We start from the raw sequence: 8,719 nt of genomic DNA on the forward strand, positions 1-8,719 counted from the left end.
TGCGAATCAGAAGGCGCGATCGCATCATTTTCTTGAGAAGAAGATGAAGGAGTTATATTTTGTGCTTGTTCTTTTTGCTGTTGAATATAGCGTTGTATATTTGGGGGTATTTGTTGCGAATTAGAAGGCGCGATCGCCTCATTTTCTTGAGAAGGAGATGAAGGAGTTATATTTTGCGCTTCTAGATCTCGTTGAACATTAGCTGGAATTTGTGTACCTGGATGTTGGTCAAAACGACTTCTTTTCGGTGTTTGCTGTTTTGGTGAAGAATTAATCGGTGATTTTTCTTGTCCTGTTGGAGAACTATTTGGTAATTGAGGAGAAACAAACTTTTGTAAATTCGGGGGTATTTGTTGCGAACTGGAAGGCGCGATCGCCTCATTTCCTTGAGAAGGAGAGGAAGGGTTTATATTTTGTGCTTGTTCTCTTTGCTGTTGAATATATCGTTGTATATTTGGGGGTATTTGTTGCGAATCAGAAGGCGCGATCGCCTCGTTTCTTAAAGCTGGAGTATTCGGTATTTGATTTGAACTTAAATCCTGACTGTAAGTAATATTGTCTTGAGGAGAAAAATCAGGAACAGCACTTCTTTGCCATTGTGTTTGAATGTTTTTAAGAGAGCCTTTAGGTAAAGACTTAAGAATAAATGGGTGTTGCTGAAATTGTGAAAAAATATTAGTATTGGGTAAAGCATTAATTAATTCTGGGCGATCGCGTAATGCTTGTAATACAAAAGTTGATGTACTTAATGTTGAGAGCGGTTGCGCCCCCAAAGGATAGAGAAATTGTGGCTGTAAATAGTTTTTTCTGATAGACTTATTCATAATCGCAAATAGTCAATTAATTACTGGCAAAATATCCCGTAGCATCTCTTCCACTCGAATGAATCGTTGCGCCACTACTCGAAGAACTCGAACTTAGTGTATTATTAACATAAATTTTCAACCCTTCATAAGCTAACGTCAACTCCTCGATCGCAACACTCGTCCCATCAGCTTGCAAGGAAGGGGCTTTCCAACTCACAGGAATGGCTCCAATTAGCGTCCATGTTTGGATTGTTTCACCCGCTTGATTGAAGAGTAAAATATTAACATTACGTCTATAATCGCTAATATTTTTCGTATCGCTTCCCGCAGATTTAAAGGTGCTAAATAAACTACTAGCCCAGCCCAAAAATACTAAATCGTTAGACATTCCTCGCTTCAGCGTTACATTGGAAAACTTAACATCTTTCAGCATAACTCGCTGCTGATTGTTAACTCCCCCTTCATAAAAAATCTCGTGTTCGAGATCCGCCCCTAAACCGGAAAACTCATTAAAACTCGCACTAATGTAACTACTTTCCTGCATCTCTACATAAAAGCGGTTGACAGTAATATAGTTATAATCCCGGATACTTGTGTCAGTCATTATCTTAATCCTCCTCTATTGTTCCCATAGCGATCGCGTTGATTGCTCAAATCTTCTATCATTAATTCATAAACCCGATCGCCTAACTTTTTCATTAAGAGAGGGTCTTCCATAACCTCAGAGGCAAATTGAGCAATGGAACTGGGGGGATCGTCATCGGAAAAACAGGAGCAAGACTCTTCAATAAGCTCGCTATCCGCTTCGGAAAAACGAGCAAACCCAATTGTACCCCCCGCATCTCCATGAAAAACCAGAGGTGCCATTGTAGATTTTGCTTTCATTTTGCTCCGATTCTCCTTGAACGCCATAACCCTTCTCATCATAAACATTTCTGCAACGGGCGATCGCTAGCCAAAAGTCGAATATCTTGTTTGATGAACGGCGATCGCGATTTATTTCTGGCTTTCCTCGGCATCTTTAAGGGGGACTAAACCCGCTTTCCTTAACAATACTTGCGCTTCGGTCGTTTTGAGAACATCAATAAAAGTTAACCCGATAGGCATTCGACGATTATCGCGAGGATAAACTACTGCCAGGGCATAAGATAGAGGATAGCGTTGCTCTCGGACGGCTTTGCTATTGAGAAAATAACTCCCCTTTTCATTACACAGATCGGTTTGAGGTGTAATAGGAGAACCATTCTTCATCATTAAAGGAGAAACGGGATCGTTTTTGTCGTCCCCAATAGCCAAAGGATAGACAGAACATTGACCGAAAACCTTGCTGAGACTACCAAAAGCGATCCCTCCAACTTGTCGATCTTCAAAATCTTGAATAACCGCATTAAAGGTTTTAAACGTAGACAGGCGAATAATTTGCGTACTCACTGCACTGCGTTCCACATTCAACTTTACCAATTCTCGAAAAGTAGCGATCGCATCAGCATCTTGCAAGACTCTTTGTTCAAAAATTGTCACTGCTTCTTCATCATCGGGAATGTAAAGTTTAACCGCTAGATCGGGTCCACCAATTTCTTTCCAGTTGCTTATTTCTCCCGTATAAAGGCGACGCAATTGTTCAAAGGTAATCCGTCCTTGCAATTTTTCCGGTATGCTGTTTTGGCGTTCGGAATAACTGAAAGAAACATAAATCGCGATCGCATCATAAGCAAAACGCTCGAACCATAAATCTATCCCCAGTTTGCGAAATAAACTACTAACAGCAAAATCTGCTTCAAAGTTACGAATTTTGGCGATCGCCTCACTCGCGTTTGGTGCGGGAGAATAAAGCAAATTGTATCTAGGTTCGGGAATTTCCGGGGGAGTTTCTGATAGTTCGGTGTCCGTAGCTACAAGGGGATCCTCCGTATTTGTCGCCGTATCTTCTTCCGGTGTCGCAACTCCTTCTTTGGGAGGATTAATGCGATTTAAGAATTCCTCCTCTAGAGAAGTTCCTTTCGCAATGAGATTTTTTTGTAGCCAAATATAAGACCAAATTCCCTGCTGTTCGCCGCTAAAAACGTAATTCCCCGCATTCAATCCCGCTACTTGTTCTATACAGCAAATCGGAGTTTCTGCCAATGCCCGAATGCGACGGGAACGGGCAAGCAAATACCAAATTAAAAGAATCAGTAAAGATACCCCCAAAAGACTGCCTAGAAAGAGCCAGAATTTTCTGCGCTTCTTGTCTTTTTTCGGTTCTATTTCTGTTTCTGTTTCGGGTTTATCAACTCGATAAATTTCTTCGAGGGGTGGAAGTTTTAATAATTCTCGACGCGCTTCCGACGCACTGGTAAAATTCAAAGGAGTTAAGCCCATTAAAGAGACAATAAAATGTTTAAATTGCTGATTTATAGGCGGCCAGTAATCATCAAAAGTAGGATCGAGAGGTCGATAGGTTTCTGGATGGCTGCTGCGTCCGGCAAGGAGGTAAAATGCAACTAAACCGAGATTGTATAAATCTTTCTCAACGGAAATTTCTTCTTTATTTTTGGCAGAGGGAATGAATAAATTTTCCCACAAAGCCGGATCGGTTAGATAAATATAAAACCCCTGAAAAGTGGGGACGATCAACAAACTTTCGAGGGAAATATTGCCATGAATTACTCCTTCTCGCACGATACCATTGGGAAGGCGAAATTTTTGCCCGTGGAGAAATTCCAAACTTTGCAAAATTTGTGTCAGGACGATGCGAACTTGTTGCTGAGAAAGAGAACCGGTTTCCTTTAAGTAACTCGCCAGATCGGGAAAACTCTCTAAAGTTCCTTGGGTAATGAGATAGCAACGTTCTTCCCCAGTCGGTGCGATCGCATCGTTGGGGGAAATAATGCGTATATCTTGATGGCGACCATCGGCGAGATCGATACCGGTAAAATTAATAAAGTTGGTTTGCCGCAAGCGGGTTTCATTGCGACTAAAGTAACGCTTAGGTAAGAGATACTCTTTAATCACAACGGGAGAGCGATCGCTGAGATCGATGGCACGGTACAAACGTCCGCCATTACGCGGTTTGAAATAATCTTCCACTTGGTAAGTGCCGCGCATCCCTAGAATTCTGGCTTCTGGGGGGAGTCTGAGGGGAAAGCTACATTGAGAACAATGGGTTGCTTGGGGATTTTCAGCAAAGGTTTTTTCTTGCCACTCGCAGATAAAGGGATTAGAATACACGCACCGATAGGCAGTATAGCGGGACTTTGTAGGAGGAGGTTCGATCTCTACTTGGATGCCCTCTTCGGTTTCGACCCCCATCAGTTTATCGATGACTTCTTGCTTGACTTCCCCAAATTCAGGAATAGGCAAGGTAATAGGTTCTAAGAGAGAAGGGATGATCCAGCGATATCGCGCTGGAACAACCCCAGCTACACGATCCATAAATACGCTGAAGAAGAGATTGAAGCGATCGCCTAAACCGCTAACTTCTCTACTTTTAATGTCGTTGATAATTCCCATGCGGCAGGTTCTAAAATAGGATTAAGTTCAAGTTTTCAAATCTTATCGGTCTTTGGGTTATTTTCGGTTCAATGAGTAACTAAGAACTAATATTCAACGCGATCGTAAGCATTTTGACATTCTTGGAAGAGCGATCGCGTTGGTTCGGTATTGCCGAAACACAAGGCTTGATGGGTTGCTAACAAGATTTGATAGGGTTCTGGTTTGGGCAATTCTCCCACGATCTGTAAGTATTCTCCATCGGTGCGACTGGGTTGATGGGGGGCAATTCCTGTCTCGTCTAAGCGCTGTAGCATCGCCATATACAGGCAAATACAGGCTTCGCGATAATTACCTCGTTCTTGCGCTTTTTTTGCCCTTACAACCCAGATAGAGGCAGAAACTTCTTTAATAATTTTCCCTCGTGTTTGTTGAGATTGCCCAGGAGACTTAAAGGCGGTATAAAGATAAGGCTCTAGGAGTTGCCATAATACCCAGAGTACCCATACTGATAAACTGACAACAACGAGCCAAAATATTCCTTTGGCGAGAATTTCCCAAATGGGAGAATCAAACCAAGAGGATGTATCTGTATCTGTATTGTTTGGATCTTTTAAGGTCAACCATTCGTAAAAACGTTGTTGTAATTTGCTCCATTGCCAACCCAAACTATTTTTTTGAAAGGAACTCATCGCGATCGCCTTTTTATTGCTCCATGATTACTCAGTCTAATTCTAATTTTCCCAATTCTCAAGCTCTGCTCGATATTATCTGCGATCGCATTGCCAATTCTCCTCAACATCGCTTGACTTTTGCCGAATATATGGATTTAGTTTTATATCATCCCAAGTATGGGTATTATAGCGTCAAAAAAGCCAAAATTGGCAAGAGGGGTGATTTTGTAACTTCTCCTTCTCTCAGTTCGGATTTTGCCGAATTATTGGGGGAACAATTCCTACAAATGTGGGAGATTTTGGGCAAACCTCAAGAGTTTTCACTGCTAGAAATGGGGGCAGGGGAAGGAGATTTAGCTTGCGATCTCTTAAACTATCTTCAATCTCGCCATCCTGACTATTTTGCTACACTTCAATACAACATTATCGAACAATCCCCGAGTTTAATCCTACGACAAAAGGAAAAGTTACAAAACTTTATTGACAATAGCAGCAAAATATGTTGGCGATCGTGGTTAGAGATCGAAGATAATTCACAGGTTGGCTGTTTTTTTTCTAATGAATTAATTGATGCTTTCCCTGTCCATAGCGTTACTATAAACGAGGGGAAGTTACAAGAAGTTTATATTACGTTAAAGGAAGGAAAATTAACTGAAGCGATCGGCGAACTCTCGACTCAAAAACTGAAAGAATATTTTAGATTAATCGATATTGATATATTAGGTCAAGATTATCGGGAAGGATATAGAAGCGAAGTAAATTTGGCGGCTTTGGAGTGGATAGAACAAGTCAATAATAAGCTAAAGTCTGGCTATCTCTTAACGATTGACTATGGATATTCTGCCCAGCGTTATTATAATCCCCAACGCTATCAAGGAACAATAAAATGTTACTATCAACACCGACATCACGACGATCCTTATGCTAATTTAGGTTATCAAGATATTACTGCTCATGTGGATTTTACAGCCTTAGAACGTCAAGGCAAAAATTTGGGATTAGAAGAAGTAGGATTGACTCAACAAGGGCTATTTTTAATGGCATTAGGATTAGGCGATCGCCTATCCGAACTTTCTACAGGAAAATTTAATCTTATCGAAGTTCTTAAACGTCGAGAAGTTCTGCACCAACTCATCGATCCTGCGGGTTTGGGGAGATTTAATGTACTTATTCAACGCAAAAATTTAAACGAAATACAGAAACTCCAGGGTTTGGAGACCAAACCCCTACATTATTGATTTTTGTTTAAATAAATCGTGAACAAACTACCTTTTCCCAGTTCGGATTCTACCGCGATTTTGCCTTGATGTGCTGCAATAATGCGGTGAGAAAGATGCAAACCTAAACCACTTCCCGATCGCTTGTGTTTTCCTTGGTGAAAACGCTGAAAAAGTTGTTCGATCTCTTGGGAGGAAATTCCTTGTCCCGTATCGCGAACTTCAATTTTAACCCGTTCTAATTGTATTTCTAAATTGACTTCAATTGTGCCGCGATCGGTAAATTTAATTGCATTACCAATTAAATTCGTTAAAACTCGGTGTAATTCCATGCGATCGCCTACCATAATTGCTTGGGAATTACTCGAACCTAAAAACTTGAGAGATAATCCTTTTGTAACAGCCAAAGGAGTAAGTTCTTCCGTCACTTCCAAGAGAAGTTTTCCAATATTAAAAGGGGAAAAATTGAGAGTTTTTCGCCCAGCTTCATAGCGATAAACTTCCAGCAACATATTCACCATTTCTAACAGATTACTATTGCTGCGAGACATCACCGCGATCGCCTCATACATCTCCTGAGAAAGTTCTCCTAATGTTCCTTTTTGCAACAATTCTAGCATTCGATCGGCAGCAATGAGAGGAGTCCGTAAATCGTGAGCAAGACGAGAGACAAAATCCTCTCGCTGATAGGCGATCGCATCTCGTTCATCTACACTATGTTTGAGACGTAATAGCGATCGCACTCTTGCCAGTAACTCATCAACTTCTACCGGTTTGCGAATAAAATCATCGGCACCACTATCTAACCCCTTAACAACGCTGGCACCATCATAAGCGGTAATTAAAAGAATGGGAATATAAGGGAGAGAAGGATTTTTACGAATCGTTCGCGTGACTTCCAAACCGTCCATTTTGGGCATCATAACATCGAGAAGGACGAGATGCGGAGGAGACTTTTCAATGTAGGCGATCGCATCTGGACCATTCTCCAGCAAAATACTTTCATAGCCTTCTTCTGCTAAAATACTTTGCACCAGAAACAAGTTATCTGGCGAATCATCAACCACGAGAATGCGGTTATTTTCTGGGTTATGATGGAAAAAAGGAGAATAGTTCAATATAAAGAAAAAATTAAAAACGACTATTATGCTGCAACTGACCTATTTAGATAATAACTCCTGGTGTATTGACTTTGGAAATAGCCGCATCCTTCTCGATCCTTGGTTGGTAGACGATCTCGTATTTGGTAATCTTGCTTGGCTATTTAAAGGCATTCGTCGCGTTCCCAAACCGATTCCCGATAAGGTAGATATTATCTTATTGTCCCAAGGATTGGAAGATCATGCTCATCCGCAAACCTTAAAAAAATTGGATCGAAAAATTCCGGTTGTCGGTTCTCCTAATGCAGCAAAAGTTGTTCAAAATCTGCACTACGATCGCGTCACGTCTCTTAAACACGGTGAATGCTTTACTCTCAATCATCATATTGAAATTATTGCTGTTCCGGGTTCTCCTATTGGTCCTTTTTTAGTGGAAAATGGCTACATTCTCCGAGACAATACAACAGGAATGAGTCTCTATTATGAACCCCACGGCTATCATTCCCCTAAACTCAAAGACTTTGCCCCGATTGATGTTATTATTACCCCCATTATTAATATTAGTTTGCCCTTTTTAGGGTGTATCATTCAAGGACGAGATACGGCGATTGAAGTCGCGCGATCGCTGAAACCCCAAGTCATGTTACCCACGGCAGCAGGAGGGGATGTAGATTTTCATGGTTTATTAACTTCTCTGTTGCGATCGCGAGGGAGTTTGGAAGAGTTTAAACCCTTGCTAGAAAAGTATAATTTAGAAACCCGAATTATCGATCCTCAACCAGGAGAACGCTATAAAATCCCCCTACAACCCCGCACAGTCTCTTAGTCCGCATTCCCATCCCCCTGCGCGGAGCGCACCGCCTGTATAATAAAGTCAAACGTATTGACTCTTTCTTTCTTTGAGGCAATGGTACAACAACTTTCTCCGACCACCATTGAAGACGAATTTCTTTATCCCGATAGTGATGGTAAACCCTTGGCTGATAATACGATTCAATTACGCTTAATTTTTACCATTAAAGGTGGTCTCGATGCTCTCTTTAAGGACAGGGATGATGTGTTCGTTGCTGCCGATCTGTTATGGTATCCGGTTAAGTTAACTCAACAGGAAGTTATCGAACAAGAAGAACCTCAAAGACAAGCTCCAGATGTGATGGTAGTGTTAGGACGACCGAAAGGCGATCGCGGTTCTTATCTGCAATGGAAAGAGGACAATATTGCTCCGCAAGTGGCGTTTGAAATCCTTTCTCCTGGTAATAAGAAGAAGGATATGGAGACCAAGTTTAAGTTTTATCAACAGCATGGCATTCAAGAATATTACTTATATAATCCGAAAAAGAATCGTTTACAAGGGTGGTTGAGAAAGGGAAAGAAGTTGGAGGCGATATCAGTGATGGAAAATTGGAGAAGTCCACTTTTGGGGGTAAGATTTAGCACGAGTGAGGGAGATT

The 8,719-nt window shown here is 41.3% G+C and carries 9 protein-coding genes; 3 read left to right on the forward strand and 6 right to left on the reverse strand.

What is annotated here, in order from left to right:
* The 5 genes from JUI58_RS19670 to JUI58_RS19690 all read right to left on the reverse strand — a co-directional run.
* Window positions 1-824: hypothetical protein (locus JUI58_RS19670; protein WP_204105513.1), on the reverse strand; the 824-nt coding region annotated here is incomplete at its 3' end.
* Window positions 825-840: 16 nt separating this feature from the next.
* Window positions 841-1,410, reverse strand: coding sequence for a phage tail protein (locus tag JUI58_RS19675; protein WP_204105514.1), 570 nt, complete (start codon window positions 1,408-1,410; stop codon window positions 841-843).
* Complete coding sequence (locus tag JUI58_RS19680) at window positions 1,410-1,691, reverse strand: hypothetical protein (protein WP_204105515.1); 282 nt, start codon at window positions 1,689-1,691, stop codon at window positions 1,410-1,412. The genes JUI58_RS19675 and JUI58_RS19680 overlap by 1 nt, the downstream gene beginning before the upstream one ends.
* A 111-nt stretch (window positions 1,692-1,802) precedes the next feature.
* Window positions 1,803-4,298, reverse strand: coding sequence for a substrate-binding domain-containing protein (locus JUI58_RS19685; protein WP_204105516.1), 2,496 nt, complete (start codon window positions 4,296-4,298; stop codon window positions 1,803-1,805).
* 86 nt (window positions 4,299-4,384) lie between these two features.
* On the reverse strand, window positions 4,385-4,969 hold the full coding sequence (locus JUI58_RS19690; RefSeq protein WP_204105517.1) for a DUF4129 domain-containing protein: 585 nt from the start codon (window positions 4,967-4,969) through the stop codon (window positions 4,385-4,387).
* Between the two features lie 23 nt (window positions 4,970-4,992).
* On the opposite strand from JUI58_RS19690, the gene JUI58_RS19695 reads away from it, so the two are divergent.
* Window positions 4,993-6,189 carry a class I SAM-dependent methyltransferase gene (locus tag JUI58_RS19695; RefSeq protein WP_204105518.1) on the forward strand — a complete coding sequence of 399 codons (1,197 nt, stop codon included), beginning with the start codon at window positions 4,993-4,995 and terminating at the stop codon, window positions 6,187-6,189.
* On the opposite strand, the gene JUI58_RS19700 is transcribed toward JUI58_RS19695, so the two are convergent.
* The gene (locus JUI58_RS19700; RefSeq protein ID WP_204105519.1) at window positions 6,183-7,286 is read right to left on the reverse strand and encodes a hybrid sensor histidine kinase/response regulator; all 1,104 of its coding nucleotides are present in this window, start codon (window positions 7,284-7,286) and stop codon (window positions 6,183-6,185) included. The two genes, JUI58_RS19695 and JUI58_RS19700, sit on opposite strands and share 7 nt — an antisense overlap.
* A gap of 31 nt (window positions 7,287-7,317) precedes the next feature.
* Between JUI58_RS19700 and JUI58_RS19705 the strand changes: the two genes are divergently transcribed.
* Both JUI58_RS19705 and JUI58_RS19710 read left to right on the forward strand, forming a co-directional pair.
* Entirely contained in the window at window positions 7,318-8,094 is a 777-nt protein-coding gene (locus JUI58_RS19705; protein ID WP_348539930.1) for an MBL fold metallo-hydrolase, read from the forward strand.
* Between the two features lie 81 nt (window positions 8,095-8,175).
* Window positions 8,176-8,719: Uma2 family endonuclease (locus JUI58_RS19710; protein WP_204105521.1), on the forward strand; the 544-nt coding region annotated here is incomplete at its 3' end.

The sequence above is a fragment of the Spirulina sp. CCY15215 genome (assembly GCF_016888125.1).
In the GTDB taxonomy this organism is placed as follows: domain Bacteria; phylum Cyanobacteriota; class Cyanobacteriia; order Cyanobacteriales; family Spirulinaceae; genus CCY15215.

Bases quoted from the DNA above. Each gene is read 5' to 3' on its own strand.
- JUI58_RS19675 (WP_204105514.1), bottom strand. From the start codon at position 1,410: ATGACTGACACAAGTATCCGGGATTATAACTATATTACTGTCAACCGC.
- JUI58_RS19680 (WP_204105515.1), bottom strand. From the start codon at position 1,691: ATGAAAGCAAAATCTACAATGGCACCTCTGGTTTTTCATGGAGATGCG.
- JUI58_RS19685 (WP_204105516.1), bottom strand. From the start codon at position 4,298: ATGGGAATTATCAACGACATTAAAAGTAGAGAAGTTAGCGGTTTAGGC.
- JUI58_RS19690 (WP_204105517.1), bottom strand. From the start codon at position 4,969: ATGAGTTCCTTTCAAAAAAATAGTTTGGGTTGGCAATGGAGCAAATTA.
- JUI58_RS19695 (WP_204105518.1), top strand. From the start codon at position 4,993: ATGATTACTCAGTCTAATTCTAATTTTCCCAATTCTCAAGCTCTGCTC.